The organism is Barrientosiimonas endolithica (genome assembly GCF_030296655.1).
GTDB classification, from domain to species: domain Bacteria; phylum Actinomycetota; class Actinomycetes; order Actinomycetales; family Dermatophilaceae; genus Barrientosiimonas; species Barrientosiimonas humi.
Map to the genome: position 1 here is coordinate 2,605,091 of NZ_AP027735.1, position 26,170 is coordinate 2,631,260.

Below are 26,170 nucleotides of genomic sequence, written 5' to 3' on the forward strand. Positions count from 1 at the left end.
AACTCCCATGCGCACCTCCCGGGTCATCGTCCCGCTCGTCCTGCCCCTCCTCCTCGTCGGCGGCGGCCTCGCCTCCGAGCAGCTCGCCAAGCGCACCCTCGAGGACGATGTCCGCACCGCGGTCACCTCGCTCTATCCCGAGGAGCGGGTGAGCGCGATGAACGTCCGCGGCCGGCCGTACGTCGTGTCGAGCCTGAACGGAGAGGTGTCGACGGCGTACGTCGAGCTGGCGCCGGGTCGCGACGCGCGGCGCCAGCTGCTCGTGCAGGAGCTGCGCCCCGACGAGGGCAAGGTCGGCCGCAGCCGGATGTTCGTGACGCTGCCCTACGCCGACGGCCAGCAGGGCAAGCCGCAGCTGACCCGCAACGACGCCTACACCGACCGCGCGACCGTCGACGGCCGGACGGTGACCTATCGGGCCTCGGTCGACGGGCGCACCCTGACCGTGCGGGGCACCGGCGTCGACCGGCTGCGCACGGCGCTGCCCGAGGGCACCTCGTGGAGCATGGTCGGCACCCCCGCGGCCACCGAGCGCGGCGTGCTCGTCGAGGTCGAGGCCGACGAGGTGCGCCTCCCCGCGCGTAGGCTGCGCGAGCAACCCCGTTCACGAGGAGCGCCCCGATGCCCTGGCTCGCCCTGCTGATCCTCGGGCCGCTGCTGCCCGCGGCGCTGCTGGAGGCCGTGAGCGACCCGCCGCCGCTGCTGCTGGCCGGATCCGTCGCTGCCGCAACGGTTCTCGCGTGGTGCGCCCTGCAGGTGGCGCGGGGCAGGCGGGAGCCGGCACCGGCGTACGGCTGGGCGGGCGTGGCCGCGCTGGTGCTGCTCAGCGCGACCGCGACGAGCCGCGAGCTGTGGCCCATCACGCTGGGCTGGGCGGTCGTCGCCCTCGCCGGTGCGCTCGCGTCGCGGCTGCGCGGCAACGCCGAGCTGGTGGCGCTGTGCGCGCTGGTCGCGGCGGCGGTGCTGACGCCGCTGACGATGCCCGACACCGGGGTGCTGCTCGCACTGTTCCTGGCCACGGCGATGGCGACCGCGGTGGGTGTCGGGCTGCAGGTGCGCTCGGGACGGGAGCAGGCGGTGACCGCGCGGCGGCAGGCCGTCGCCGAGGAGCGCGCCGGCATGGCCCGCGAGCTGCACGACCTCGTCGCGCACGAGGTGACCGGCATCGTCGTGCTCGCGCAGGCCGCGGCGGCCGCGACGCCCGACCCGACCACGGCCGACGTGCTGCGCCGCATCGAGCGGTCGGGGCACGACGCGCTGGCCCAGATCCGCGCGATGGTGCAGACGCTGCGCGCCGACGAGGAGGCCGAGCTGCGCCCGACCGGCGGCGGGGCTGCCGGCCTGCGCGACCTGGTGGCGGAGTTCGCCACGTCGGGCCGGGCCCGGGTGGACGCCCGGATCGACGACCTGGACCTGCCCGCCGCGCACGACGCCGCGCTGCAGCGCCTCGTGTCGGAGGGGCTGACCAACGTGCGCCGGCACGCGGGTGAGGCCACCGTCGTGGAGGTGTCGGTGACGCAGCGCCCCGGGGGTGTCGGTCTGCGGATCGTCAACGACGGCAGCGGAACTCGCGGCATCGGACCCGGCAGCGGTTACGGCCTGGTCGGGGCGCGCGAGCGGCTCGAACGCCTCGGGGGCCGCCTCGACACCCGCCGCGAGCAGGACCGGTGGATCCTGGAGGCAGACCTGCCCCTGGCCGACCCGAAGGACGGTGCGTCGTGATCCGCGTGGTGCTCGCCGACGACCAGGAGATGGTGCGCATGGGGTTCGCGATGATCCTCGAGCGCGCCGACGACATCGAGGTCGTCGCGCAGTGCCGCGACGGGGTCGAGGCGCTGGAGGCGATCCGGCGCGAGCGGCCCGACGTGGCGCTGCTCGACATCCGCATGCCCAGGCTCGACGGCCTCGCGGTCAACCGGCAGGTCGCCGGCCAGACCCGGGTCGTCATCGTCACGACGTTCGACCACGACGACTACGTCGACACCGCCCTGGCCGACGGCGCGGTCGGCTTCCTGCTGAAGGACTCCGGACCCGACCTGCTGGTCTCGGCGATCCGCGCGGCGGCCAGCGGGGACGCGCTGATCAGCCCCGAGCTGACCGTGCGTCTGCTGCAGCGCACCCGCGCCGCCGGCTCGGCCGCGCCGGCCGTGCCCGGCGTCGCCGACCTGTCCGAGCGGGAGCTGGACGTCGCGCGCCTGGTGGCGCGCGGACGTACCAACTCCGAGGTGGCGGCCGAGCTGTTCATCTCGCTCGGCACGGTCAAGACCCACCTCGGCAGCATCCAGACCAAGCTGGGCGTGCGGAACCGGGTCGAGATCGCCGCCCGGATGTGGGAGTCGGGCCAGGTCTGAGCCGGCCTGGTCAGGCGGCGCCGCGCTCGGCGTCGGCCTCGCCCTCGAGCTCACGCACCAGCGGGATGACCTCCTTGCCGAAGCGCTCGACCTCCTCCTGCACGTGCAGGAAGCCGACGAGCAGCAGGTCGACGCCGACCTTCTTGTACTCGACGATGCGGCGGGCGACCTGCTCGGGCGTGCCGACGAGGCCGGTCTTGAAGCCGTCGTTGTACTGCACCAGGTCCTTGAAGTCGGAGCCGGCCCACATGCCCTTGCCGTCCGAGCTGGCCTTGCCGGCCTGCTTCACGGCCTCGCCGAACGCCTTGACCTTGTCCTCGTCGGCGTTGTCGATGATGTCCTGCACCACCTGGCGGGCCTCGTCCTCGGTGTCGCGCACGACGGCGAACCCGTTGAGCCCGAAGCCCGGTCGGCGGTCATGCTCCTGGCCGTAGCCGGAGACCTCCTCGACCTGGTCACGCACGTCCTCGACGGTGTTGCCGTTCATGAAGTACCAGTCCGACAGGCGGCCGGCCATCTTGCGCGCGCTGGTGGAGTTGCCGCCCTGGAAGACCTCCGGCGGCGTGCTCGGCTGCGGGCGGAAGGTGAGGTCGCGGGTGCGGTAGAAGTCGCCGCGGAAGGTGAAGTCGTCGGTGCTCCAGGCGCCCTTGAGCACCTCGATGAACTCCTCGGAGCGGCGGTAGCGCTCCTCGTGGTCCAGCCACGGCTCACCGAGGTTGGTGAACTCCTGCTTGAACCAGCCCGACACGACGTTGAGCGCGAACCGGTCGTTGCTCCACTCCTGCGCGGTCGCCGCGAGCTTGGCGAGCACCGCCGGCTGCCAGAAGCCCGGGTGGACGGCCGCGATGACCTTCAGCTTCTCGGTGTTGGCGAGCAGCAGCTGCGAGAACGAGGTCGACTCGTGCTGGGCGTCGGCGCCGTAGGACGCGAGGTAGCGCACCTGCGTCAGGGCGTACTCGAAGCCGTTCTGCTCGGCCACGCGCGCCGTGTCGATGTTGTACGCCGGTGAGTGGTTCGTGCGCTGCGGCAGCGTGCTCACGACGAGACCACCGGACACGTTGGGCACCCAGTAGGCGAACTTCAGAGGGTCGACAGACATGCGTGAAACTCCTTGTGGGGTTTGGGTTCTCGAGGTCCGGTGCGCTGCGCGCGACTCAGTCGAGCGCGCGGTAGACCGCGTCGTGGTGCACCAGCGGACGCACGCCCTCGGCGCGCTCGAGGTCGGTGACCTCCGCGGTCACGACGAGGCTGTCGCCGGCCTCCAGCACCCCGACCACGGCGGCCGACAGGCGCAGCACCGGGTCGGTGAGCGCGGGCAGCTCGTCGGCGTGCCAGCGCCAGGTGCCGTCGTAGGCGAACCGCTGGCTGCGGTCGGCGGAGAAGCGGCGGGCGAGGTCGGCCTGCCCGTCGGCGAGCAGGTGCAGGGCCACCCGACCGGACTGCTCGATCGTCGACCGGCTCGAGCTGGTGAGGTTGAGGTTGAACGACACCAGCGGCGGGTCCACCGACACCGACACCACGGAGATCGCGGTGAAGCCGACCGGCTGACCAGCGTGCGAGCTGGTGATGACCCAGGCGCTGCTGGCCGCCTGCCGGAAGGCCGGGCGCAGGTCGATCGGGGCGTCTCGTCGGGGCAGCACGGTGAGGGGTTGTGACATCGCGGAGCGTCCTCTCGGCCATCGGTCCTGGCGTTAGCACCTTCCTCGGGCGAGGCGGTTGCTGCGGCGTCGACGAGCCAGGTCTCTCAGCAGCTCTGGATGGGATAACGAGACGTTATTGAGAGGTCCGTCAGTCGGGCAAGCCCTGTCCAGCACCTGGGACCAGGGCCAGCCCGTCGGCCACCACGCGTCCGGCGTGGATCACCGTGCGGTCGGTGCCGCGGTCCATCACCGCCGAGGTCACGGTCTCGCCGTCGACCAGCAGCAGCTCGGCCGGGTCGCCCACCTCGAGACCGGGCCGGTCGGCGACGCCGCCGAGCCGCGGCGCGGTCGCGTCGAGCACCGCCGCGCCGCCCACGGTCGCGATCGCGACGCAATGCTCGATGAGCTCGTCGGCCCGGAAGCCGTGGGTGAACGCCAGCTGCCAGGTGCGCTCGAGCATGTCCGCGTTGCCGTAGGGCGACCAGTAGTCGCGCTGCCCGTCCTCCCCCAGCCCCACGCGTACGCCCGCCTCGGCGAGCGCCGTCAGCGGCAGTCCCTGCTGCCTGGCCGGGGCGACGGTGGCCATCGCGATGTCGAGCTCGGCGAACGTCTCGACCAGCCGCCGGGTGGTGGCCTCGTCGACCGAGCCGAGGTCGTACGCGTGGGACATCGTGACCTGCCCCTGCATGCCGAGCGCGCGCACCCGCTCGATCACCAGGTCGGTGCTGAACACCCCGAGGTGCCCGGGCTCGTGCAGGTGAATGTCGATCGGGACCTGGTACCGCTCGGCCAGGTCGAAGACCACGTCGAGGTGGCCCTTGGGGTCGCGGTCGAGCGTGCACGGGTCGATGCCGCCCATCACGTCGGCGCCCTGGCGCAGCGCCTCCTCGAGCAGCGGCACCGTCCCCTCCTCGCGCAGCAGCCCCGCCTGCGGGAAGGCGATGACCGCGACGTCGCAGCGGTCCGCGTGGGCCTCCTTGGCCCGGCGCACCGCGTCGAACCGCTCGAGCCCGGCGTCGACGTCGATCTGGGCGTAGGAGCGAACCCGCGTCGCGCCGCGGGCGATCATCCGGCCGAGGGTCAGCTCGGCCCGCTCGGCGACCGGAAGCTCTGCCGAGCGCCAGTTGGCGCGGTCGTTCATCACCATCGGCCAGATGCCCGGCGAGCCGGTGTGCTCGCGGAACGGCAGCCCGATGCGGGTGGAGTCCAGGTGCACGTGCACGTCGGAGAACGACGGCAGCAGCAGCCGGCCGCGTCCCGGCACCACCTGTGGCTCGACCCCCTCGGGCAGCGCGGCCACGATCCGGCCGTCGAGGACGGCGACGTCGGTCGCGCTCCGGCCCCACGGGCGTACGTCGGTGATGAGCAGGGCGGTCATGCGGGCTCCTCGTCGGTGGGCTCGGTGCGGGGTCCGGGGGTGGTGGGCCAGACGGTAGCCGCCGAGGTAAGCCTCGACGCCCGCGTGGTGATCGTCGCGCTGATGACGCTGACGGGGTCGTTCGTGCTCGCGGCACTCCTGGCCCAGAGCGTGATCCACCTGTGAGGTAGCGTCCGAAGCATCCGTAACCGCCTCGCCCGAAGGGGAGACCCCGTGAGCACCACGCCCGTCAAGGTGGCCGTCACCGGCGCCGCCGGCAACATCGGCTACAGCCTGCTGTTCCGCATCGCGAGCGGTGCGATCTTCGGCCCGGACCGCCCCGTGGAGCTGCGGCTGCTCGAGGTCACCCCGGCGCTCAAGGCGCTCGAGGGCGTCGTCATGGAGCTCGACGACTCGGCGTTCCCGCTGCTCGCGGGCGTCGAGACCGGCGACGACCCCAACAAGGTCTTCGACGGGGTCAACCTCGCCCTGCTGGTCGGCGCGAAGCCGCGCGGCCCGGGCATGGAGCGCGGTGACCTGCTGAAGGACAACGGCGGCATCTTCGCCCCGCAGGGCAAGGCGCTGAACGACGTGGCGGCCGACGACGTGCGCGTCGTGGTCACCGGCAACCCGGCCAACACCAACGCGCTCATCGCGATGAACAACGCGCCCGACATCCCGAACGAGCGGTTCAGCGCGCTCACCCGCCTCGACCACAACCGCGCGATCGCCCAGCTGGCCGCGAAGACCGGCGCGAGCGTGACCGAGATCAGCAACATGACGATCTGGGGCAACCACTCGGCGACGCAGTACCCCGACCTGTTCCACGCCAAGGTCAAGGGTCAGGTCGCGGCCGAGGCCGTGGGCGACCAGGCCTGGATCGAGGACACCTACATCCCGACCGTCGCCAAGCGCGGCGCGGCGATCATCGACGCCCGCGGCGCGTCGTCGGCGGCCTCGGCCGCGGCGGCCACCATCGACCACGCGCGCGACTGGTTCGCCGGCACGGCGCAGGGCGACTGGACCTCGATGGCGGTGCCGAGCGACGGGTCGTACGGCGTCGCCGAGGGCCTGATCTCCTCGTTCCCGGTGACCACCAAGGACGGCGACTACGAGATCGTCCAGGGCCTGGAGATCGACGACTTCTCGCGCGGCAAGATCGACGCGTCGGTGCAGGAGCTGACCGAGGAGCGCGACACCGTCAAGGGGCTCGGGCTGATCTGAGCCTGACGCTGGACGATCCGGCCGGGCAGCCCTCGTGGCTGCCCGGCCGTGTCGTTGCTCAGGGAGCTTGAGGGTGCGGAAGATGACCAGGATCGAGATCGCGAGGCTCAGGTAGATCGCGAGGTCGACGAACCGGCTGCGCACGGCGAGGCCGAGCGAGGTGTCGTCGGGCAGCCCGACCCGGACCAGGCCGCACACCAGGAGAAGGCCGCCGAGGGCGTACCCGCCCGTGCGCACGTCGCCGAGGACCATCACCGCCAGGCACACCAGGGTCCCGGCCGCAGCGGCGATCCACAACGGACCGGGGCGGGCCGAGCGGGCGGACACGGGGGCTCAGCCCGCGAGCTTCTCGGCGGCGAGCACCACGTTGGTCAGCAGCATCGCGCGGGTCATCGGGCCGACCCCGCCGGGGTTGGGCGAGACGAACCCGGCGACCTCGGCCACCTCGGGCGCGACGTCGCCGACCGGCTTGCCGTCGACGCGGGAGACCCCGACGTCGAGCACGGCCGCGCCGGGCTTGACCATGTCGGGCGTGATCAGGCCGGGTACGCCGGCGGCCGCCACCACGACATCGGCGGCCCGGGTGTGCGCGGCCAGGTCGCGGGTGCCGGTGTGGCACAGCGTGGTCGTGGCATTCTCGGAGCGCCGGGTGAGCAGCAGGCCGAGCGGGCGGCCGACGGTCAGGCCGCGGCCGACCACGACGACCTCCGCCCCGTCGAGCGGCACGTCGTAGCGGCGCAGCAGCTCGATCGCGCCGATGGGCGTGCACGGCAGCGGCCCCTCCTCCCCCAGCACGAGCTTGCCGAGGTTGAACGGGTGCAGGCCGTCGACGTCCTTGGCCGGGTCGACGCGCGACAGCAGCGCGAACTCGTCGAGCCCGGTCGGCTGCTGCACGAGGAAGCCGGTGCAGGCGGGGTCGGCGTTGAGCTCGTCGATGACCGCCTCGACCTCGGCCTGGGTGGCGGTGGCGGGCAGGTCGCGCCGGATGGAGGTGATGCCGACGGAGGCGCAGTCGCGGTGCTTGGCCGCGACGTACCACCTGCTGCCGGGGTCGTCGCCGACGAGCACCGTGCCGAGCCCGGGCACCACGCCGCGGGCGGCGAGCGCCTCGATGCGGGTGCGCAGCTCGTCCTTGATCGCCTGGAGGGTCGCCTTGCCGTCGAGAACCGTCGCCGTCACGGAGCCATATCCTGCCACGCAGGTTTCGGACGCTCCGGAGCGCGGCGTTACCCTTCCCGGATGAGCTCCCCGCCCTGGACGGTGCGGCCCGTGCCGTACCTGGACCCCGTGGCCCAGGAGCTGGTTGCTGAGCTCGACCAGGACATGCAGGCGCGCTACGGCGGGCAGGACGCGACACCGGTCGACCCCGACCACTTCGCCGACCCGTCCGGCACGTTCCTCGTGATGGAGGACGGCGCGGGGCCCATCGGGTGCGCGGGCATCCGCACCCACGGCGCCGACGCCGAGATCAAGCGGATGTACGTCCGCGCCAGCCGCCGTCGCCGCGGCTTCGCGCGGCACCTGCTCACCGCGCTGGAGGCCTACGCCCGCGCCCGCGGCTTCACCCGGGTGATCCTGGAGACCGGCACCGCCCAGCCCGAGGCCATCGCGCTGTACGAGGCCAGCGGCTACCAGCAGATCGTCGGTTACGGCTACTACCGCGACGAGCCGACCTGCCGGTGCTACGCGAAGTGGCTGATCTGAGCCGAGAGGCTCACGGCTCTCGGTCGCGCCGGTACGTCCACGCCGGAGCCACCTTCTTCGTCCACCATCCGCCGTTGCGGAACAGCCAGACCATCCCCGGGTTCGGTGCCAGCTCGATCGGGAGGTGGGCCGGGAGCGCCCGCCCGGCGAGGTCTTTGGCGACCAGCCGCTCGGGGTCGATCTCGTCACTGGGACGGCTCGCCGGGGAGCCGGAACGGATGACCGCCAGCTCGAACCCCGTGCCCGCCAGGAGGTTGCGCACCGTGTCGAGGCTCTGCCGCCCGGTGCCGCCGCCCTCCGCGCGCCGGATCATGTCGCGGCTGACACCCCGACGCTCGGCGTAGGCACGCTGGCTCTCCCCTGCCGCGTCACGATCCATCCGCAGCGCCAGGCCGACCTGGTCCAAGACCGTCAGCTGCGACCTGGTCGTGGCGATGGCGTCCGCCCTGCGGCCAGGATCGCTCAACGGGTGGCGGTTGAGCCCGCCCTTGTAGACGATCGGCCCCAGAGGACGCAGATGGCTCGGCACTGACGGCGGCCGGTTGAGCAGCTCGACGCGGTCCTGCCGGCGGGCCTCCTCGGCAGGCTCCGGCTCTCGGCCGGGGAAGTCCTCCGGTAGCGGAGCGCACCACGTCATGACGCCACGCTGGCGCCGGGCAGGACAGGTGTCGACGCTGCGCGACCGGCCTGTGGACCCGGCCGCCGCGCTGGTCACGGGCTGTGGACGGCGTGGGCGGCGAGGCGGCTGGTCGGAGATGCGCTGCGCGGCGGCTTTACTCTGGGGCGCCTCGTGCGCCACCCACGATCCCCGTGATCCGGCGGTGGCGCACCACACGCCCCAGAGTAAAGCCGCTCCACGGGGAGTTCGGCCGCCGGCGCACATCAGTGCCACGCCGGTCAGTGCGCTCGGTGCGCGGGCTCGGTGCGCGGGCTCGGTGCGGCTCAGCCGTAGCGCTGCTCGCAGGCCTGCTCGGCGACCTGGGTGTTGGCGCCGGCGAGGCAGTCGTTGTAGTCGCGGGTGGTGGCGTAGAGCAGGTAGGGCACCACGATCGAGATGAGCAGCGCCATGGTGAGGGCGAGCCCGACGCCCGCCCAGATCCGCAGCCCGCGCGGGGCGCGGTCGGAGTGCAGCTCGCGCATCAGGCGCACCGACTCGTAGATCGCGGCCCCGAGCGGCACCAGCGCGACGAGGTTGAACGGCATCGGCATCAGCGAGGCGAGCAGCCCGAGGAACAGGTAGCCGGTGGCGCGGCGGGAGTGGGTCGCGGCAGGCGGCTGCTGCGTGGGGCTGGTCACCCGCCCATCCTCTCAGCCCCTCCCGACACGGCCTCCGCCACCGCGCCCCCAGCGCGCCGCTAGCCTCGGGCTGTGCCCCAGGTCCCGATCGTCGTCCTCGTGTCCGGCTCCGGGACCTTGCTGCAGGCGCTGCTGGACGCGTGCGCGGACCCGGCCTACGGCGTACGCGTGGCAGCGGTCGGGGCAGACCGCGACGGCATCGAGGGACTGGCCAGGGCCGAGCGGGCGGGGGTGCCTACCTTCGTCGTACGCCTGCGCGACTTCCCCGACCGCGCGGCCTGGGACGCGGCGCTGGCGAAGGCGATGACGGCGCACGCGCCCCGGCTCGTGGTGACCGCGGGGTTCATGAAGATCCTCGGGCCGCGGAGCCTCGCGGTCGCCCCGACGGTCAACACCCACCCGGCGCTGCTGCCGAGCTTCCCCGGGGCGCACGGCGTGCGCGACGCGCTGGCGCACGGCGTCAGCGTGACCGGCGCGACCATGCACCTGGTCGACGACGGCCTGGACTCCGGGCCGATCCTGGACCAGCGGGCCGTGCGGATCCAGCCTGACGACGACGAGGCGTCGCTGCACGAGCGCATCAAGGTCGTCGAGCGCGCGATGCTCGTCGAGCAGGTCGGCGCGATAGCGCGCGAGGGGTTCCGGGTGGAGGGCCGGCGCGTACGGATCGGGTCCTGAGCCTCGCTACCCTGGAGCCACACGACTGGCGTAGGTGGACCACCACCGGGGAGTGAACGACGCGCATCGCCCGCCTGGGTGCGCGCACCGCCTCAGCACCCGAGCAGGAGCGTCATGACCACCCCGTCCGACCAGCCGACGTCCGACCAGGCCACGTCCACGCAGGCCACGTCCGAGGGCCGCCGGCCGATCCGCCGCGCCCTCGTCAGCGTCTACGACAAGACCGGCCTCGACGAGCTCGCCCAGGCGCTGCACGCCGCGGGCGTCGACATCGTCTCGACCGGCGGATCCGCCTCTCGCATCGAGGGACTCGGCATCCCCGTCACCCGGGTCGAGGAGCTCACCGGCTTCCCCGAGTGCCTCGAGGGCCGGGTCAAGACCCTGCACCCCAAGGTCCACGCCGGTCTCCTCGCCGACTCGCGCAAGCCCGAGCACCTGCAGCAGATCGCCGAGCTCGGCGTCGAGCCGTTCGACCTGGTCGTGGTGAACCTCTACCCGTTCACCGAGACCGTCGCCTCCGGCGCCTCCCCCGACGAGTGCGTCGAGCAGATCGACATCGGCGGCCCCTCGATGGTCCGCGCGGCCGCGAAGAACCACCCGACGGTCGCGGTCGTGACCTCGCCGAGCGCGTACGCCGACGTCGAGTCCGCCCTGGCCGCAGGCGGATTCACGCTCGCCCAGCGTCAGCGACTGGCGGCCGAGGCATTCGTGCACACCGCGACCTACGACGTGCACGTCGCCTCCTGGATGGGCAACGTGCTGACCGACACCAGCGACGGCGAGGGGTACCCCGCCTGGGTCGGGGCGACCTGGGACAAGGTGCGCACGCTGCGCTACGGCGAGAACCCGCACCAGTCGGCCGCGCTCTACGCCAGCGGCTTCCTGCCGCAGGGACCCGGCCTGGCCCAGGCCGAGCTGCTGCACGGCAAGGAGATGTCGTTCAACAACTACGTCGACGCCGACGCCGCGCACCGCGCCGCCTACGACCACGGCGACCGGCCGACCGTCGCGATCATCAAGCACGCCAACCCGTGCGGCATCGCCGTGGGCGACGACGTGGCCGACGCCCACCGCAAGGCCCACGAGTGCGACCCGGTGTCGGCGTACGGCGGCGTGATCGCCACCAACCGCCCGGTGAGCCGGGCGATGGCCGAGACGGTGAAGGACATCTTCACCGAGGTCGTCGTGGCCCCTGACTTCGACGCCGACGCGCTCGAGGTGCTGCAGGCCAAGAAGAACATCCGCCTGGTCCGCTGCGCCCCGCGCGCGGCCGGCGGCGAGCTGCGCACCATCTCCGGCGGGATGCTGCTGCAGGAGGGCGACCGGGTCGACGCGCAGGTGCGCGACGAGTCCGACGAGATCGTCGGCGGCGACGACGCGACGGCCTGGCGGCTCGTGTCCGGCGACCCGGCCGACGAGGCGACGCTCGCCGACCTGCAGTTCGCCTGGCGCGCGATCCGCGCGGTGAAGTCCAACGCGATCCTGCTGGCCCGCGACGGCGCCTCGGTCGGGGTCGGCATGGGGCAGGTGAACCGGGTCGACTCCTGCCACCTCGCGGTCGACCGCGCCGGTGCCGAGCGGGCGCGCGGCGCCGTCGCGGCCTCCGACGCGTTCTTCCCGTTCGCCGACGGGCTGCAGGTGCTGCTGGACGCGGGAGTGCGCGCGGTCGTCGCCCCCGGTGGCTCCAAGCGCGACCCCGAGGTGATCGAGGCCGCCCAGGCGGCCGGGGTGACCATGTACTTCACCGGCACCAGGCACTTCGCCCACTGATGGCGCAGGCGACGAGCGCGACGCCGCAGCACGCGCGTACGAGCGCGGTGGCGCTGTTCGCGGCGTTCGTGTGCGGCGCCCTCATCGCGCTCCAGTCGCGGATCAACGGCACGCTCAGCCAGCACAGCCCGCGCGCCGTGATCGCCGCGCTGTGGTCGTTCGGGTCGGGGCTCGCGATCCTCACCGTCGCCGTACTGCTGGTGCCGCGGCTGCGCTCGGCCGTGCGCGACCTGCCCCGGGCGGTGCGCGACGGCCGGCTGAAGTGGTGGCAGTGCCTCGGCGGGCTCGTCGGCGGCATGCTCGTCGCCGCGCAGACGTGGGCGGTCCCGGTGATCGGGGTCGCGATCTTCAGCGTCGCGGTGCTCGGCGGGCAGACGCTGGCCGCGATCGGGGTCGACCGGGCGGGGCTGGGGTCCAGCGGCCCGCACCCGGTGACCCCGGCCCGGGTCGGCTTCGCGCTGCTGGCCGTCGCCGGCGTCGTCGTGTCCTCGCTCGGCCACGGCGTCGGCTCGCTGGCGTGGCTGCCGGTGCTCGTGACGTTCGTCGCCGGCGCCGGCATCGCCGTGCAGCAGGCCGTCAACGCCCGGGTCAACCGCGCCGTCGGGCAGCCGCTCGCGACGACCTGGCAGAACTTCCTGTTCGGCTGCGTCGTGCTCGTCGGGCTCGCGCTCGGCTCGGCGCTCACCCGGCCGGGCGCCTGGGGCTGGCCGCAGGGCGCGCCGTGGTGGGCCTGGCTCGGGGCGCCGTGCGGCATCGCGTTCATCGCGATCACCGCGTGGGCGGTGCACGAGCTGGGCGTGCTGCTGTTCGGCCTCGGGTCGGTCGCCGGCCAGCTGCTCACCGCGCTCGGGCTCGACCTGGCCGACCCCGCCGTGCGCCCCGACATCGGCACCCCCGTCGTGGTCGGCGTGGTGATCAGCCTGCTGGCCGCGCTGGGGGCCGGGGTGGCTGCGCGCCGCTGAGCGCGGACTACGGTCGGAGCATGAAGTCGCAGGAGATCACCGTCCGCACCGGCGACCGCGAGGTCGTGCACGACCTGACCGACGAGTGCGCCGCGTTCGCGCGCGACGCGGCGGGTGACAGGGGCAACGCGAGCGACGGGCTGCTGCACGTGTTCGTGCCGCACGCCACCGCCGGCATCGCGATCATCGAGACCGGCGCCGGCTCCGACGACGACCTGCTCGCGGCGCTGGGCGACCTGCTCCCCGCCGACGACCGGTGGCAGCACGCGCACGGCTCGCGCGGTCACGGCCGCTCGCACGTGATGCCTGCGCTGATCCCGCCCTACGCGACCGTGCCGGTGCTCGACGGCCGCCTCACGCTCGGCACCTGGCAGAGCATCTGCCTGGTGGACCTCAACGTGGACAACGCCGTACGCCAGGTGCGGCTGTCCTTCCTCGCCGGCTGACCCAGCAAGCCGGTCGAGTAGCCCGCGAGGGACGAGCGGGCGTATCGAGACCCGGCCGCCCAAGCCGGTCGAGTAGCCCGCGAGGACGAGCGGGCGTATCGAGACCCCAGCCGACCGACCGTGTGGGGCGCTCAGCGGTGCGTGCGCCAGTAGTGCAGCGCCGTCGCCGCGGCCACCGCGCCGACGACCAGCTCGAGCAGCAGCAGCGGGATCGCGAGCAGGTGCGGCCCGACGTACGACATCGCGCCCTCGGACAGGCCCATGCTCCCCAGATAGCCCACCGCCAGGACGATGCCGCCGGCGAGAGCGCCCGCGACGGCGGCGGTGCGCACCTTGACCTGCAGCGACGCGAGCGAGGTGAGCCGGCGCAGCGTCAGCAGCCCGACCACCGCGCCGACCGCGACCGGCACCAGCGGCACGAACGGCGCCCACGCCGGGCCCGCGCCCGCCTCGGGGATCGCGCCGAACACGGGCACCATCGGCAGCAGCCCCGGCGAGATCGCGGCGTGGCCGACGCTGACCGGGCCGACCGTGACCGAGGCACCGGAGAGCCAGGCGGCCGACCAGGCGGCGACGTTGGGCAGCGCGAGCAGCTGGCCGAGGGTCAGCAGCACCCCGGCGGTCGCGCCCACGCCCAGCTCCCCGCCGATCTGGCTGACACGCGACCACGACAGGGCGACGGCGACCAGCGCGAGCAGCGCCCCCAGCACGAGCAGCACGCCCGCCCCGACCAGCGCGGGCTGCAGGGCGCGCCGCACGACGACCGGCACCCGCTCGGTGAGCCCGTCGATGACCTCGAGCGCGGCGTCCGCCTCGGGGTCCTCGCGAGAGCGCAGCAGCGCCCAGCCCATGCCGAGGGCGGCGACGACGATCGAGCCGGGGAGGACGTACAGCGGGTTGGGGCGGGTCGGCCCCACCCAGGCGAGCAGCGCGAGCAGGACCCCGCTCAGGGCGTAACCCCCGACGAACGCCGCGGGCAGGTGCCACCAGGCGTCACCGCCGCGCGCGTCGTCCTCTGAGTCGGCGTCGTCGGACGCGGTGGACGCGGTGGACGCGGTGGACGATGTCGTCGCCGAGGGCGCAGGCCGTACGTCCGTGTCGACCTTGACCAGCGCGGCGCGGGCCGCTGAACGCGCCAGCAGCACGGCGCCGGCCGTGAGCGCGAGCAGCGGCGCGGTGACCGCGACCGCGTCGCCGGGGGCGGTCACGCTGCCCCGGTGCACCAGCACCCACAGCGCCGGCGCGAACGACAGCGCGTCGGACCAGGTGGCGGTGCTCTGCGCGTCGGTGACCCACCCGGCGACGCTCGGCACCACGAGGATCAGCGCCAGCGCGAACGCCGCCACCGCCCCGAATCCGGCGGCCACGAGCAGCCGATGCCAGCGGTGCTGCGGGTCCAGCGAGGGCCCGGGGACGATCTGGCGGGTGCGCTCGAGCAGGGTCATGGTGCTCATATGGTCGCCGCTCGCCACGCGCCCATCGCGCCGCCACGCCGCGCCGCGGAGAATCGCGGCATACACAGACCCGCGCCCCCAGCCGCCAGGGGCGGTGGGGGCGCGGGTCTGGGGGCTCGGGTCTCGATACGCGGCTCGTTCCTCGCCGCTGCTCGACCAGCCTCAGCCGATCAGCCCTGCTTGGCCTGCATGATCTCGCGCATCAGCTCCGCGGTCTCGGTGGGCGTCTTGCCGACCTTGACCCCGGCGGCCTCGAGGGCCTCCTTCTTGGCCTGGGCGGTGCCGGACGAGCCGGACACGATCGCGCCGGCGTGGCCCATCGTCTTGCCCTCGGGCGCGGTGAACCCGGCGACGTAGCCGACGACCGGCTTGCTGACGTTGTCCTTGATGTACGCCGCCGCGCGCTCCTCCGCGTCGCCGCCGATCTCGCCGATCATCACGATCGCGTCGGTCTCGGGGTCGGCCTCGAAGGCCTCGAGCGCGTCGATGTGCGTGGTGCCGATGATCGGGTCCCCGCCGATGCCGATGGCGGTGGAGAAGCCGAAGTCACGCAGCTCGTACATCATCTGGTAGGTCAGCGTGCCCGACTTGGACACCAGGCCGATGCGGCCACCCTCGGCGATGTTGGCCGGGATGATGCCGGCGTTGGACTGCCCGGGGCTGATCAGGCCGGGGCAGTTGGGGCCGACGATGCGGGTCTTCTTGCCCTGGGAGTAGGCGAAGAACTCGGCGGTGTCCTTGACCGGGATGCCCTCGGTGATGACGACGGCGAGCGGGATCTCGGCGTCGATGGCCTCGACGGCGGCGCCCTTGGCGAAGGCCGGCGGCACGAACAGCACCGACACGTTGGCGCCGGTGGCGTCCATGGCCTCCTTGACCGACCCGAAGACGGGGACCTTGACCCCGCCCTCGAACTCGACCTCGGTGCCCGCCTTCTTGGGGTTCACGCCGCCGACGACGGCGGTTCCGGAGCGCAGCATCCGCTGGGTGTGCTTCATCCCCTCGGAGCCGGTCATGCCCTGGACGATGACCTTGCTGTCCTTGTTCAGGAAGATCGACATGTCTGAGTTAGTCCCTCTGCTCCGTCACTTGGCGGCCAGCTCGGCGGCCTTGGCCGCGGCGCCGTCCATGGTGTCTTCGATGGTCACGAGCGGGTGGTTGCGCTCGGCGAGGATGCGCCGGCCCTCCTCGACGGCGTTGCCGTCGAGCCGGACCACCAGCTGCTTGGTGGCGGCGTCCCCGAGCGTGTCGAGCGCGCCGACGATGCCCTTGGCGACCTCGTCGCACGCGGTGATGCCACCGAAGACGTTGACGAACACGGACTTGACCTGCTCGTCGCCGAGGATGATGCCGAGGCCGTTGGCCATGACGGCGGCGGAGGCGCCGCCGCCGATGTCGAGGAAGTTGGCGGGCTTGGAGCCGACCTTCTCACCGGCGTACGCCACCACGTCGAGCGTGGACATGACCAGGCCGGCGCCGTTGCCGATGATGCCGACGTTGCCGTCGAGCTTGACGTAGTTGAGGTCCTTCTCCTTGGCCGCCGCCTCCAGCGGGTCGGCCGCGGACTTGTCCTCCAGCGTCGCGTGGTCGGGGTGGCGGAAGTCGGCGTTGCCGTCGAGCGTCACCTTGCCGTCGAGGGCGATGATCTGGCCGTCCTCGGTCTTGACCAGCGGGTTGACCTCGACGAGCGTCGCGTCCTCCCCGGCGTAGACGTCCCACAGCTTCTGCAGCACCGGCACGATCTTGTCGCCGGTCTCGGCGTCGAAGCCGGCCTGCTCGACGATCTCGCGGGCCTTGGCCTCGTCGATGCCGACGTTGGGGTCGACCGGCACCTTGGCGAGCGCCTCGGGGCGCTCGACGGCCAGCGTCTCGATGTCGACGCCGCCCTCCTTGGAGCACATCGCGAGCACGCCGCGGTTGGTGCGGTCGAGCAGGATGGAGAAGTAGTACTCCTCGGCGATCTGGGCGCCCTGGGCGATCATCACCGTGTTCACGGTGTGGCCCTTGATGTCCATGCCGAGGATCTGGCCGGCGAGCTGCTCGGCCTCCTCGGCGGACTTGGCGACCTTGACGCCGCCGGCCTTGCCTCGGCCACCGGTCTTGACCTGCGCCTTGACGACGGTCACGCCGCCGGACTTGGCACCGATCTCCTCGGCCGCGGCCTTGGCCTCGGCCGGGGTGGTGGCCGTCTTGCCACCGAGCACCGGAACGCCGTGCGCCTCGAACACGTCGCGCGCCTGGTATTCGAAAAGATCCACGAACTCGTCCTCGCCGTTGAAGGGGATCGTCCGAGTCCGAGGGTAGACCCAGGTCGTCCGCCCAAATGAGGCGGTGCTGGACCTAGGCCTGCGGGCCGGGCGAGGGCGTCAGGCCCAGCTGCGGCACGGCCTCGGCGAGCGCCGCGCGCCAGTCGCGCTGGGCCGCCACGCCGGTGCCGTCCCAGGCGTCGTGCCCGAGCACGCTGTACGCCGGTCGCGGCGCCGGGCGCGGGAAGGCGTCGGTGGTGGTCGGCTCGACCCGCTCGGGGTCCATGCCGAGCTCGGTGAACAGCGCCCGGGTGAGCCCGAACCACGTCGTCTCGCCCGCGCCGGTGCCGTGGTAGGTCCCGAACGGCGCGTCCGAACCCACGAGCGCGACCAGCTGGTCCGCCAGGTCGCCGGTCCACGTCGGGCCGCCGCGCTGGTCGTCGACCACGCTCAGCGTCGCGTGCTGACCCGCGAGCCGGACCATGGTGGCGAGGAAGTTCGGCCCGCCCGCGCCGTACAGCCAGGACGTGCGCACCACATAGCTGCGCGGGCACAGCGCCCGCACCGCCCACTCCCCCGCCAGCTTGGTCCGGCCGTACGCCGAGCGCGGCTCGGTCGGCGCGTCCTCGGCGTAGGGGGTGGTCGCGTCGCCGGAGAAGACGTAGTCGGTCGACACCTGCACCAGCCGAGCGCCCGAGTCTGCTGCAGCACGAGCGAGATTCGCGGCTCCGACCGCGTTGACGGCGAACGCCGCGGGCTCCTGGTCCTGCGCGTCGTCGACCTTGGTCCAGGCGGCTGCGTTGATCACCGCGTCGTGCCCGGTGACCGCAGCCGCGCAGGCCGCCGGGTCGGTCACGTCGAGGTCGGCCCGCGTCGCCGCGGTGACGTCGTGCCCGGCCGCGCGCAGGGCGGGCAGCAGGTCGTGGGCGAGCATCCCGCCGGCCCCGGTCACCAGCACCTTCGTCGCGACGCCCATCTCAGCGCCCCAGCCGTGCGTACGTCGTCTCGGACGTGACCCGCGCGGTGCGCCACCACTCGGGGTTGGCGCGGTACCACTCGATGGTGGCGGCGAGCCCGTCGCGGAAGGTGGTGTAGCGCGGCTCCCAGCCCAGCTCGGTGCGCAGCTTGGTGGAGTCGATGGCGTAGCGCAGGTCGTGACCGGGCCGGTCGGGCACGTGGTCGAACCAGTCGGCCGGCCTCCCCATCAGCTCCAGGATCATCGCCACGACCTCGCGGTTGCTCATCTCTCCGTCGGCGCCGATCAGGTAGGTCTCCCCCGGCGTACCGCGCTCCAGGATCGTGACGACCGCGTCGTTGTGGTCGTCGACGTGGATCCAGTCGCGCACGTTGGCCCCCGCGCCGTACAGCTTGGGCCGGATCCCCTCGAGCACCCCGGTGACCTGCCGCGGGATGAACTTCTCGACGTGCTGGCGCGGGCCGTAGTTGTTGGAGCAGTTGGAGATCGTCGCCTCGATGCCGAACGAGCGCCCCCACGCCCGCACGAGCAGGTCGGAGGAGGCCTTGGTCGCCGAGTAGGGCGAGCTGGGGTTGACCGGCGTCTGCTCGGTGAACCGCGCCGGGTCGCCCAGCTCCAGGTCGCCGTAGACCTCGTCGGTCGAGACGTGGTGCAGGCGGGTGCCGTGCCGGCGCACGGCCTCCAGCAGGCGATAGGTGCCGACGACGTTGGTCTCCACGAACGGCCACGGGTCGTCGAGGCTGTTGTCGTTGTGGCTGTCGGCCGCGGAGTGCACCACGGCGTCGTGCCGTCCGACGAGGTCGTCGACCAGGTCGGCGTCGGCGACCGAACCCTTGACCAGGTGGATGTCGTCGATGACCGGGTCCAGCGAGGACAGGTTGGCGGCGTAGGTCACGGCGTCGAGCACGGTGACCTGCCAGTCGGGCCGGGTCTCGCGCACGCGGAGCACGAAGTTTGCGCCGATGAAGCCGGCGCCGCCGGTCACGAGAAGCCGCATGGCGTCGACTGTATTAAGGGAGTCGCGACCGCTCTAGGGTTGGCTGGCATGAAGGGCATCGTCCTCGCCGGGGGTCGGGCACGCGTCTGCATCCGATCACCCGCGGCATCAGCAAGCAGCTGGTGCCGGTCTACGACAAGCCGCTGGTCTACTACCCCCTCGCGACGCTCATGCTGGCCGGCATCCGCGAGGTGCTGGTGATCACCACCCCGCACGACGCCGAGCAGTTCCGGCGGCTCCTCGGTGACGGCTCGCAGTGGGGCATGACCCTGTCGTACGCCGTCCAGCCCGAGCCGGAGGGGCTCGCCCAGGCCTTCCTCATCGGCGCCGACTTCATCGGCGACGACAAGGTCGCCCTCGCGCTCGGCGACAACGTGTTCTTCGGGCCGGGGCTCGGCACCCGGCTGCGCGCCAACACCGACGTGACCGGCGGCCACGTGTTCGCCTACCAGGTGACCAACCCCGAGGCGTACGGCGTCGTGGAGTTCGGGCCCGACGGCGAGGTGCTCTCGATCGAGGAGAAGCCCGCGCGGCCTCGGTCGCGGTTCGCGCTGCCGGGGCTGTACTTCTACGACAACGACGTCATCGACATCGCGCGCAACCTGCGGCCGAGCGCGCGCGGCGAGCTGGAGATCACCGACGTGAACGGGGTCTACCTCGAGCGCGGCGAGCTGACCGTCACGGTGCTGCCGCGCGGCACGGCCTGGTTCGACACCGGCACGTTCGACGGGCTGCTGGAGGCCAGCCAGTTCGTGCACACCGTCGAGGCGCGGCAGGGGCTGAAGATCTCCTGCCCCGAGGAGATCGCCTGGCGCAACGCCTGGATCGACGACGAGCGGCTGCGCCAGCACGCCCGCGACCTGGCCAAGAGCGGCTACGGCGGCTACCTCGCCGACCTGGCCGACCCGCCCGAGCCCGACGCGACGCAGGAGGCCTGAATGCAGATCGAGCCGCTGGACATCGAGGGCGCGTTCGTCGTCACTCCCCGGCAGTTCCCCGACGACCGCGGGGTGTTCCTGGAGGGATACCGCGGCGACCTGCTGCGCGAGCACCTCGGGCACGAGCCGCGCGTGGTGCAGACCAACGTGTCGGTCTCCTCGCGCGGCACGGTGCGCGGCATCCACTTCGCCGACGTGCCGCCCTCGCAGGCGAAGTACGTCTCCGCCCTCACCGGGTCCTTCCTCGACGTCGTCGTCGACATCCGGGTCGGGTCGCCGACCTTCGGGCAGTGGCGCGCGGTGCGCATCGACGCGGTCGACCGCCGCTCGGTCTACCTGTCCGAAGGGCTGGGGCACGCGCTCGTCTCGCTCGAGGACGGCTCGACCGCGCACTACCTGTGCAGCGCGACCTACGACCCGCAGCGCGAGCACGGCATCCACCCGCTCGACCCGCAGATCGGCATCGAGCTGCCCGACGGGCTCACCCCGCTGCTGTCGCCCAAGGACGAGCAGGCCCCCACGCTCGCCGAGGCCGAGCAGGCCGGGCTGCTGCCGACGTACGAGCAGTGCCGGGTGTTCGCCCAGCAGCTGCGCGACGCGGCGCGCGGCTGAGGGACGAGCGCTGACCGGGACTACTGCCGAGCTGGACGACTGCTGGGCTGGACTACTGCTGAGCGGGTGAGCCCTGGTCGCCCGCGGGGTCGCCGAGGTTCTCGCGCACCCAGGTGACGATCTCCTGGGTGGTCGCGCCGGGGGTGAAGACCGTGGCGACGCCCATGCGCCGCAGCTCGGGCAGGTCCTCCTCGGGGATGATCCCGCCGCCGAAGACGACGATGTCGGCGGCGTCTCGTTCCTTCAGCAGCTCGGTGACCTTGGCGAACTGGGTCATGTGCGCGCCGGAGAGGACCGAGAGCCCGACGGCGTCGGCGTCCTCCTGGATGGCCGCCTCGACGATCTGCTCGGGGGTCTGGTGCAGCCCGGTGTAGATCACCTCGACCCCGGCGTCGCGCAGCGCCCGGGCCACCACCTTGGCGCCGCGATCGTGCCCGTCGAGTCCGGGCTTGGCGACGACGATCCGCAACGGGGAGGCGCTCATGACCGCCGAGCGTAACCGCCGGTGTGACCGAGGTCTCACGCCGGAGGGGTGAACTCGCCCAGATCGGGCCATCCTGCGGCCGGGCGTCCGGGACACCGCCGATCCTGTGGTGCGAGTGGGAGCGCTGTGACGAATGTGGCGATCACAGGAAAGATTTCCACAGATTTCGCCGAAGTCGATTTCATGTCACGAGAAGGTCACGCTAGGGTCTAGCGGTCACTCTCCCCGAGAATCAGGAAGTTGGTGTGCGTCTTGTCCCGTAAGTACCAGGGCCGGCACCGCGCGCTTCCGGTGTCTCCGCTGCAGAGCGCTCGCGTGGCGCTGCCGGCTATCGCCGCAGCCTCGCTGACCGTCGCAGCGGCAGGGACCGCAGCCGCAACTGATGCCGCGCCGCAGGCTCGCTCGAACAGCGTGTCTGCCGGTTTCCAGGACACCACGCAGTGGTCCCGCTCCAGCACCGCGGGCATCTCTCGTTCCGGCACGCGCACCGCGGTGACGCAGGCCAAGGCAAGTGTTGCCGCCAAGGCGAAGTCGCGGGCCACCGCGGCCGCCAAGGCCAAGGCAGCCAAGAGCAACAAGGCTCGCAGCGCCGCCCTGAGCGCGCTCGCGCAGCCGCAGGTTCTGGCGAAGGACTACGAGCAGCCCGCTCCGAAGCCCAAGCCCGAGCCCGTCCAGGACTCCGTGGGCCAGCAGGCGAAGGCCCCCGAGCCCACGCGCTCCGCCGCGCCCGCGCAGTCGGAGCACGACCACTCGTCCAGCTCGCGTTCGGCTCGGGGGAGCAACGAGCGCAGCAGCACCTCCGAGCGGTCGACCTCCAGCCGTGACTCGGTGAGCCGCTCCAGCAGCCGCTCGGCCGCGCCGGCGACGTCGTCCGACAACGACAACGACGCCCCGGTCAGCAGCTCGGGCCGTTGGGTCAGCCCGGTCTCCGGCGCCACGTTCACCTCCGGCTTCGGCATGCGCTGGGGTCGGATGCACAACGGCGTCGACTGGGCCGTGCCCACCGGCACGCCGCTGCGCGCCATCGGTGACGGCACCATCGCCGCCGCCGGCTGGTACGGCGGCCAGGGTCTGCGCGTGGTCGTGCAGTTCGACAACGGTGTCCAGGCGGTCTACGCCCACACCTCGTCGCTCGCGGTCAGCGCCGGTCAGCGGGTCTCCGCCGGTCAGCGCATCGCCTACTCCGGCAACACCGGCAACTCCACCGGTCCGCACCTGCACCTCGAGATCCACGTCGGCGGGACGCCCATCAACCCCGCCGGCTGGCTCGCTGCGCGCGGTCTGTGAGCTCGACCTGTTGAGCTCACCTCGGTGAGCACGACAGCTACGACGGCGAAGGCCGCCACCCGGTTCCGGGTGGCGGCCTTCGCCGCGTCGTGACGCCGGTCACGCCCGCGCGCGACCGGCCCGGGTCGCATGCGACCCGGCCTGGGCGCAGGCGACCCGGCCAGGTCGTACGCGACCCGGCCTGGGCGCGGGCGGCGCCTCAGGCCGTGACGCCGCGCGGGTCGCGGGTGAGGAAGTCGATCAGCGCGTCGTTGAACTCCTTGGCGTGGCTGACGTTGAGCCCGTGCGGGCCGCCGGGGACCAGGACGACCTCGCTGCCCGAGATCGCGTCGGCCGAGCGCTGACCCGACCCCTCGAACGGCACGATCCCGTCGGCGTCGCCGTGCACGATCAGCACCGGGACGGTGATCTTGGGCAGCTCGTCGCGGAAGTCGGTGGTCCCGAACGCCTCCATCGCACCCAGCGCCGCGTCCTGGTCGGACTGCTCGGCCATCCGGATCGCGTCCTGGCGCTGCTGCTCGGTGACCAGCGGCTCGCCCTCGCCGCCCGCGGCGAAGAACTGCGTGGTGAAGTCGTCGAAGAAGGCCGAGCGGTCCTGCTTCAGCTGCGACTCCATGTCGTCGGCGAGGTCCTGGGTCATCGGGCCGTCGGGGTTGTCCTCGCTCTGCAGCAGATAGGGAGGTACGGCCGCGGCCAGCACCACGTTGCGGATCCGGTCGGCGCCGTGGCGGGTCAGGTAGCGCACGACCTCGCCGCCGCCCATCGAGAAGCCGACGAGCGTGACGTCGCGCAGGTCGAGGGCCTCCAGCACGCCGGCGAGGTCGTCGGCGAAGGTGTCGTAGTCGTAGCCGCTGGACGGCTTGTCGCTGCGCCCGAAGCCGCGCCGGTCGTACGTGATGACCCGCAGGCCGGCCTGCTGCAGCGGCTCGATCTGCTCCGACCAGGACTCCCCGACAACGGCCAGCCGTGGATCAGCACCACGGGCCGCCCGGGCCCGCCGTGGTCGTCGACGTGGACCTGGACGTCCTTGAGGCCGAGCATCTGGCTGTTCACGCTGACTTCGGACACGCGCTCCTCCTGCGGTGGTCTGGGTGATTCGCGACCAACCTAGGAGGGGCGGGGCTAGGCGACCACACCCCTTGCGGTGGCTGCGGGAGCCGCCCACAGCCACCGCGGCGGGCTGGGCTTACAGCTTCTCGACGGGGGCGTAGCGCAGCAGGAGGCGCTTGACGCCGGCGTCGCCGCCGAAGTCGACGTGGGCCATGGCCCGCTCCCCTCGCCCTCGACGCGCACCACGGTGCCGAGGCCGAAGCTGTCGTGGGTGACCTTGTCGCCGGACTCCAGGGAGATGACCGGGCGGTTGCCGGGGCTGCGCACCCCCGGCCGGGCGGCCAGGGTGGCGACGGCGGGGGCTGCGACCGGCGTACGGACGAGGCGCCCGTGGCGACGTCGCGCTCCCAGCTGATCAGGCCGCTCGGGATCTCGTCGAGGAACCGGGAGGGCGGGTTGTACTGCGGGGCGCCCCAGGCGGAGCGGACCTGCGCGCGCGACAGGTGCAGCCGCTCGCGGGCGCGGGTGATGCCGACGTACGCCAGCCGCCGCTCCTCGGCGAGCTCGTCGTCGTCGCCGAGCGAGCGCAGGTGCGGGAACGTGCCGTCCTCGAGGCCGGTGAGGAAGACGACGGGGAACTCCAGACCCTTGGCGGTGTGCAGCGTCATCAGGGTGATCACGCCGTTGTCGTCGCCCTCGTCGGGGATCTCGTCGGAGTCGGCGACCAGCGAGACCTGCTCCAGGAAGTCCTCGAGGCTGCCCTCGGGGTAGGTCTCGTCGAACTCGCGGGCCACGGCGACGAGCTCGGCGAGGTTCTCGATGCGGGTCTCGTCCTGCGGGTCGTGGCTGGCGCGCAGCTCGGCGAGGTAGCCCGAGCGGTCGAGGATCGCCTCGAGCAGCTCGGCGACGCCGGCGCCGGAGTCGCGGGTCTGGCCGAGGCCCTCGAGCAGGGTGGTGAAGCCACGGATCGCGGTGACCGAGCGGGTGGCGATGCCCGGGGCGTCCTCCGGGCGGCCGAGCGCCGCGACGAACGGGATGCGCTCGCGCTCGGCGAGCGCCGCGACGCACGCCTCGGCCCGATCGCCGATGCCGCGCTTGGGCACGTTGAGGATGCGGCGCAGGTTGACGGTGTCGGCGGGGTTGGAGACGACCCGCAGGTAGGCCAGGGCGTCCTTGACCTCGCGCCGCTCGTAGAACCGGGTGCCGCCGACGATCTTGTACGGCAGCCCGACCCGCACGAGCACCTCCTCCACCGCGCGCGACTGGGCGTTGGTGCGGTAGAACACGGCGACGTCGCGCGGCTTGACGCCGTGGTCGTCGGCGAGCCGGTCGATGGTGCGCGCGACGAAGGAGGCCTCGTCGTGCTCGTTGTCAGCGACGTAACCCACGATCGGCTCGCCGTCGCCGGAGTCGCTCCACAGGTTCTTCTCGCGGCGGTCGGAGTTGCGCTCGATGACGGCGTTGGCGGCCTTGAGGATGGTCTGGGTGGAGCGGTAGTTCTGCTCGAGCAGGATCGTCGTGGCGTCGGGGTAGTCCTGCTCGAACTCCACGATGTTGCGGATCGTCGCGCCGCGGAAGGCATAGATCGACTGGTCGGCATCGCCCACGACCGCGAGCTCGGCCGGCGGGACCTGCCCCTGAGCCGCGTCGTCGACCCGGTGACCGACGAGCTCGCGGACGAGGACGTACTGCGCGTGGTTGGTGTCCTGGTACTCGTCGACGAGCACGTGGCGGAACCGGCGGCGGTAGTGCTCGGCGACGTCGGGGAAGACCTGCAGCAGGTTGACCGTGGTCATGATCAGGTCGTCGAAGTCGAAGGCGTTGGCCTGGCGCAGGCGGGCCTGATACTCGGCGTACGCCTGCGCGACCAGGCGGTCGCGCTCGGTCGCCGTCTCGCCGGCTGCGTTGCTGGCGGCGGTCTCGTGGTCGATCAGCTCGTTCTTGAGGTTGCTCACGGCGTGGCTGAACGACCGCGGGGGTAGCGCTTGGGGTCGAGGTCCATGTCGCGCAGCACCATCGCCATGAGGCGCTGGCTGTCGGCCGCGTCGTAGATCGAGAAGGTCGACTTCATGCCGAGCTTGCCGGCCTCGCGGCGCAGGATGCGCACGCACGCGGAGTGGAACGTCGACACCCACATCGCGCGGGCGGCGCCCCCGACGAGCCCCTCGACCCGCTCGCGCATCTCGGCGGCGGCCTTGTTGGTGAAGGTGATCGCGAGGATCTGCCCGGGCTGGACGTTGCGCTCGGCCAGCAGGTAGGCGATGCGGTGGGTCAGCACGCGGGTCTTGCCCGAGCCGGCGCCGGCGACGATGAGCAGCGGGCCGCCGTGGTGCAGCACCGCCGCGCGCTGCTGCGGGTTGAGGCCCTCGAGGAGCTGGTCGCCGGTCAGCCGGCCGTGGGCGCCCGGGTGGCCGCCGGGGCCGCCGCCCTGGTCGCCGGGCGGCGGGGTGCCCTCGATCGCCCAGGCGGGCACGCCGCGCTCGTCGACCGGGGGCAGCGCGCCGTCGCCACGGGTCTGCGGCTCGTCGGTCAGCTGACTGCCGCTGGGCTGGTCGCCGGTGGGGCGGCCGTGCTCGTCGAGGTCGGGGTGCGGCAGCCCGGCCGACGCCTGGGCAGGGCTCAGCCCGGGCAGCGGGAGGTCGCCGAAGAGGTCGGTGTCGGTGCTGGTCATCGCGAGCACCAGCGTACGTCCGGGGTC

Annotated in this window: 25 protein-coding genes, 3 pseudogenes and 2 riboswitches; of the genes and pseudogenes, 13 read left to right on the forward strand and 15 right to left on the reverse strand. The window is 72.7% G+C overall.

The window, feature by feature from the left end; genetic code table 11:
* Positions 1-7 precede the first annotated feature (7 nt).
* Genes QUE40_RS13210 through QUE40_RS13220 form a run of 3 tightly spaced genes read left to right on the forward strand, consistent with a single transcriptional unit; the run spans position 8 to position 2,351 of the window.
* Positions 8-643 carry a hypothetical protein gene (locus QUE40_RS13210; RefSeq protein ID WP_289231272.1) on the forward strand — a complete coding sequence of 212 codons (636 nt, stop codon included), beginning with the start codon at positions 8-10 and terminating at the stop codon, positions 641-643.
* Complete coding sequence (locus QUE40_RS13215; RefSeq protein ID WP_289231273.1) at positions 622-1,722, forward strand: sensor histidine kinase; 1,101 nt, start codon at positions 622-624, stop codon at positions 1,720-1,722. The genes QUE40_RS13210 and QUE40_RS13215 overlap by 22 nt, the downstream gene beginning before the upstream one ends.
* A gap of 29 nt (positions 1,723-1,751) precedes the next feature.
* Positions 1,752-2,351, forward strand: a complete 600-nt coding sequence (locus QUE40_RS13220; protein ID WP_433997088.1) for a response regulator — start codon at positions 1,752-1,754, stop codon at positions 2,349-2,351.
* A 10-nt stretch (positions 2,352-2,361) separates the two neighbouring features.
* Here QUE40_RS13220 and sfnG read toward each other — a convergent pair whose 3' ends face one another.
* The 3 genes from sfnG to QUE40_RS13235 all read right to left on the reverse strand — a co-directional run bounded on the left by sfnG (position 2,362) and on the right by QUE40_RS13235 (position 5,369).
* Positions 2,362-3,450 carry a dimethylsulfone monooxygenase SfnG gene (gene sfnG / locus QUE40_RS13225; RefSeq protein WP_142006138.1) on the reverse strand — a complete coding sequence of 363 codons (1,089 nt, stop codon included), beginning with the start codon at positions 3,448-3,450 and terminating at the stop codon, positions 2,362-2,364.
* A gap of 55 nt (positions 3,451-3,505) precedes the next feature.
* Positions 3,506-4,009 (reverse strand): flavin reductase family protein, encoded by a 504-nt coding sequence (locus QUE40_RS13230; RefSeq protein WP_142006140.1) that lies wholly within the window; start codon positions 4,007-4,009, stop codon positions 3,506-3,508.
* A gap of 15 nt (positions 4,010-4,024) precedes the next feature.
* A riboswitch (SAM riboswitch) is annotated at positions 4,025-4,115 on the reverse strand.
* A 24-nt stretch (positions 4,116-4,139) separates the two neighbouring features.
* Positions 4,140-5,369: an amidohydrolase family protein gene (locus QUE40_RS13235; RefSeq protein ID WP_289231275.1), complete on the reverse strand. Its 1,230-nt coding sequence runs from the start codon at positions 5,367-5,369 to the stop codon at positions 4,140-4,142.
* Positions 5,370-5,411: 42 nt separating this feature from the next.
* Between QUE40_RS13235 and QUE40_RS13240 the strand changes: the two genes are divergently transcribed.
* Positions 5,412-5,534 carry a hypothetical protein gene (locus QUE40_RS13240; protein ID WP_268885490.1) on the forward strand — a complete coding sequence of 41 codons (123 nt, stop codon included), beginning with the start codon at positions 5,412-5,414 and terminating at the stop codon, positions 5,532-5,534.
* 48 nt (positions 5,535-5,582) lie between these two features.
* Complete coding sequence (locus tag QUE40_RS13245) at positions 5,583-6,572, forward strand: malate dehydrogenase (RefSeq protein ID WP_289231276.1); 990 nt, start codon at positions 5,583-5,585, stop codon at positions 6,570-6,572.
* 93 nt (positions 6,573-6,665) lie between these two features.
* On the opposite strand, the pseudogene QUE40_RS19350 reads toward QUE40_RS13245, so the two are convergent.
* Positions 6,666-6,899, reverse strand: a pseudogene (locus QUE40_RS19350) (DUF3017 domain-containing protein); the annotation flags it as partial.
* Between the two features lie 6 nt (positions 6,900-6,905).
* Entirely contained in the window at positions 6,906-7,751 is an 846-nt protein-coding gene (locus tag QUE40_RS13250; protein ID WP_289231277.1) for a bifunctional methylenetetrahydrofolate dehydrogenase/methenyltetrahydrofolate cyclohydrolase, read from the reverse strand.
* Positions 7,752-7,811: 60 nt separating this feature from the next.
* Here QUE40_RS13250 and QUE40_RS13255 point away from each other — a divergent pair, with 60 nt between their 5' ends.
* On the forward strand, positions 7,812-8,276 hold the full coding sequence (locus tag QUE40_RS13255; RefSeq protein ID WP_142006148.1) for a GNAT family N-acetyltransferase: 465 nt from the start codon (positions 7,812-7,814) through the stop codon (positions 8,274-8,276).
* Between the two features lie 10 nt (positions 8,277-8,286).
* Here the strand turns inward: QUE40_RS13255 and QUE40_RS13260 are convergent, their stop codons facing one another.
* Both QUE40_RS13260 and QUE40_RS13265 read right to left on the reverse strand, forming a co-directional pair.
* Positions 8,287-9,075 carry a helix-turn-helix domain-containing protein gene (locus QUE40_RS13260; RefSeq protein ID WP_289231278.1) on the reverse strand — a complete coding sequence of 263 codons (789 nt, stop codon included), beginning with the start codon at positions 9,073-9,075 and terminating at the stop codon, positions 8,287-8,289.
* Positions 9,076-9,218: 143 nt separating this feature from the next.
* A complete protein-coding gene (locus tag QUE40_RS13265; RefSeq protein WP_142006152.1) occupies positions 9,219-9,572 on the reverse strand; it encodes a hypothetical protein in 354 nt (117 codons plus the stop codon).
* Positions 9,573-9,644: 72 nt separating this feature from the next.
* Between QUE40_RS13265 and purN the strand changes: the two genes are divergently transcribed.
* The 4 genes from purN to QUE40_RS13285 all read left to right on the forward strand — a co-directional run bounded on the left by purN (position 9,645) and on the right by QUE40_RS13285 (position 13,428).
* Complete coding sequence (gene purN / locus QUE40_RS13270) at positions 9,645-10,250, forward strand: phosphoribosylglycinamide formyltransferase (protein WP_289231279.1); 606 nt, start codon at positions 9,645-9,647, stop codon at positions 10,248-10,250.
* Between the two features lie 18 nt (positions 10,251-10,268).
* Positions 10,269-10,337, forward strand: a riboswitch (ZMP/ZTP riboswitch).
* A 27-nt stretch (positions 10,338-10,364) separates the two neighbouring features.
* Entirely contained in the window at positions 10,365-12,020 is a 1,656-nt protein-coding gene (purH, locus tag QUE40_RS13275; protein ID WP_289231280.1) for a bifunctional phosphoribosylaminoimidazolecarboxamide formyltransferase/IMP cyclohydrolase, read from the forward strand.
* Positions 12,020-12,982: a DMT family transporter gene (locus QUE40_RS13280; protein WP_289231281.1), complete on the forward strand. Its 963-nt coding sequence runs from the start codon at positions 12,020-12,022 to the stop codon at positions 12,980-12,982. Before purH ends, QUE40_RS13280 begins: the two co-directional genes overlap by 1 nt.
* A gap of 20 nt (positions 12,983-13,002) precedes the next feature.
* Positions 13,003-13,428, forward strand: a complete 426-nt coding sequence (locus QUE40_RS13285; protein WP_142006160.1) for a secondary thiamine-phosphate synthase enzyme YjbQ — start codon at positions 13,003-13,005, stop codon at positions 13,426-13,428.
* A 131-nt stretch (positions 13,429-13,559) separates the two neighbouring features.
* Here the strand turns inward: QUE40_RS13285 and QUE40_RS13290 are convergent, their stop codons facing one another.
* From QUE40_RS13290 to rfbB, 5 genes are all read right to left on the reverse strand, one after another.
* Positions 13,560-14,873, reverse strand: coding sequence for a cell division protein PerM (locus QUE40_RS13290; RefSeq protein ID WP_289231282.1), 1,314 nt, complete (start codon positions 14,871-14,873; stop codon positions 13,560-13,562).
* Positions 14,874-15,052: 179 nt separating this feature from the next.
* Positions 15,053-15,943, reverse strand: coding sequence for a succinate--CoA ligase subunit alpha (gene sucD / locus QUE40_RS13295; protein ID WP_289231283.1), 891 nt, complete (start codon positions 15,941-15,943; stop codon positions 15,053-15,055).
* Positions 15,944-15,967: 24 nt separating this feature from the next.
* Positions 15,968-17,140 carry an ADP-forming succinate--CoA ligase subunit beta gene (gene sucC / locus QUE40_RS13300; RefSeq protein ID WP_142006166.1) on the reverse strand — a complete coding sequence of 391 codons (1,173 nt, stop codon included), beginning with the start codon at positions 17,138-17,140 and terminating at the stop codon, positions 15,968-15,970.
* 82 nt (positions 17,141-17,222) lie between these two features.
* Entirely contained in the window at positions 17,223-18,104 is an 882-nt protein-coding gene (rfbD, locus tag QUE40_RS13305) for a dTDP-4-dehydrorhamnose reductase (RefSeq protein WP_289231284.1), read from the reverse strand.
* 1 nt (position 18,105) lies between these two features.
* Positions 18,106-19,101 carry a dTDP-glucose 4,6-dehydratase gene (gene rfbB / locus QUE40_RS13310; protein WP_289231285.1) on the reverse strand — a complete coding sequence of 332 codons (996 nt, stop codon included), beginning with the start codon at positions 19,099-19,101 and terminating at the stop codon, positions 18,106-18,108.
* 48 nt (positions 19,102-19,149) lie between these two features.
* Between rfbB and rfbA the strand changes: the two are divergent.
* Positions 19,150-20,039: pseudogene (rfbA, locus tag QUE40_RS13315) on the forward strand (glucose-1-phosphate thymidylyltransferase RfbA).
* On the forward strand, positions 20,040-20,651 hold the full coding sequence (locus QUE40_RS13320) for a dTDP-4-dehydrorhamnose 3,5-epimerase family protein (RefSeq protein WP_289231286.1): 612 nt from the start codon (positions 20,040-20,042) through the stop codon (positions 20,649-20,651).
* A 52-nt stretch (positions 20,652-20,703) separates the two neighbouring features.
* Here the strand turns inward: QUE40_RS13320 and icmB are convergent, their stop codons facing one another.
* On the reverse strand, positions 20,704-21,135 hold the full coding sequence (gene icmB, locus QUE40_RS13325) for a coenzyme B12-dependent isobutyryl CoA mutase small subunit (RefSeq protein WP_142006174.1): 432 nt from the start codon (positions 21,133-21,135) through the stop codon (positions 20,704-20,706).
* Between the two features lie 411 nt (positions 21,136-21,546).
* Here icmB and QUE40_RS13330 point away from each other — a divergent pair, with 411 nt between their 5' ends.
* Positions 21,547-22,422, forward strand: a complete 876-nt coding sequence (locus QUE40_RS13330; protein ID WP_142006176.1) for a M23 family metallopeptidase — start codon at positions 21,547-21,549, stop codon at positions 22,420-22,422.
* 199 nt (positions 22,423-22,621) lie between these two features.
* On the opposite strand, the gene QUE40_RS13335 is transcribed toward QUE40_RS13330, so the two are convergent.
* Positions 22,622-23,593 (reverse strand): alpha/beta fold hydrolase, encoded by a 972-nt coding sequence (locus QUE40_RS13335; protein WP_350226972.1) that lies wholly within the window; start codon positions 23,591-23,593, stop codon positions 22,622-22,624.
* Between the two features lie 15 nt (positions 23,594-23,608).
* A pseudogene (pcrA, locus tag QUE40_RS13340) lies at positions 23,609-26,143 on the reverse strand (DNA helicase PcrA).
* Between the last annotated feature and the right edge of the window lie 27 nt (positions 26,144-26,170).